Origin of the sequence: Bradyrhizobium sp. 137 (assembly GCF_023074095.1) — a bacterium.
GTDB lineage: Bacteria > Pseudomonadota > Alphaproteobacteria > Rhizobiales > Xanthobacteraceae > Bradyrhizobium.
This window is the reverse complement of sequence record NZ_JADPKU010000093.1, coordinates 1-1,081: the sequence shown is the minus strand read 5'-3', so window position 1 is coordinate 1,081 and position 1,081 is coordinate 1. Positions and strand designations below refer to the sequence as shown.

1 protein-coding gene and 2 pseudogenes are annotated in these 1,081 nt (G+C 63.1%); all 3 read right to left on the bottom strand.

The annotated features are described in order from the left end of the window. Positions 1-258, bottom strand: a pseudogene (locus tag IVA78_RS25160) (DDE-type integrase/transposase/recombinase); the annotation flags it as partial. Positions 259-451: 193 nt separating this feature from the next. Continuing rightward, positions 452-655 (bottom strand): hypothetical protein, encoded by a 204-nt coding sequence (locus tag IVA78_RS25155; RefSeq protein ID WP_247468423.1) that lies wholly within the window; start codon positions 653-655, stop codon positions 452-454. A gap of 65 nt (positions 656-720) precedes the next feature. Then, positions 721-1,081 (bottom strand): annotated as a pseudogene (locus IVA78_RS25150) (hypothetical protein); the annotation flags it as partial.

Below are 1,081 nucleotides of genomic sequence, written 5' to 3'. Positions count from 1 at the left end.
GATCAGCCGGTCCAGCTCCCGCGCCACCCGGGAGCCCGACAGCGAGGTGTCGGCCACCAACGCCAGGCATTCGCGCGTGCACTCGTCGACCACGGTCAGGATGCGGAAGCGGCGGCCATCGGTGAGCTGGTCCGAGACGAAGTCGAGCGACCAGCGGTCATTCGGCGCTATAGGCACCACCATCGGCGCCCTGGTCCCGAGCGCCCGCTTGCGGCCACCACGGCGACGGACCGCGAGCCTCTCTTCCTGGTAGGGTCTAATCGCTGTCAATTGCCTGGGTGCCGGACCTTGTCGTCTTCGAGGTCGGAAGAATGTGCCGCCTCATCATGGCCCTCGCCAGTGGATCTCCCCATGTGATTCCCGCGGTCTGAAGCCGCCCAAGAAGTTACGGGATGATCCGGCCAGCGTCCTCCAGGACGATCTACAGAGATACTGGCTTAGCTAGCTAGGCTCAGCTAGCCGGCGCAGCTGCGAACTCCGTGCCATCCAGCCAGATACGGTGCAGGATGATGGCGAGTTTGCGCGCCACGGCGACCTTGGCCTTTCGCGACCCGATCCGAGCCATCAATTGCTGCCCCCAACGGCGGAGTGCACTATCTTTGCGCACGCGCGTCATGAGCGCGTTGGCCGCCTCGAACAGAAGGCTTCGCGCCATGCGGTCGCCTGACTTGGATATCCGGCCAGAGATATCGACCTCGCCGGATTGATAGCGCCGAGGTGTCAGGCCGAGAAACGCTCCGACATCAGTGGATCGGGAGAAGCGTTAGGATCGTCTACGGCCGTCGTGAACGTCAATGCAGTAATCGCGCCTACACCGGGGATCGTTATCATGCGCTGGCAGGCCTGATCGGTGCGCGCGAGACGTAGAAGCTGCGAATCGAGCCTCTGCCTGCGCTCTCCCGCAACACGCCAAGCCTCAAGCAGCGCGTCAATGGCGCTTCGGATCAAGGGGTCCTCCGGACATCGCGTGAGCACTGCGCGCTCGAACGTTCCACCCTTACCGGCTGCGAGCACCACGCCGAAGGTCTTCAGTAGACCACGAATTTGATTGTAAAGCGTCGTACGAATCGCGACGAGTTCG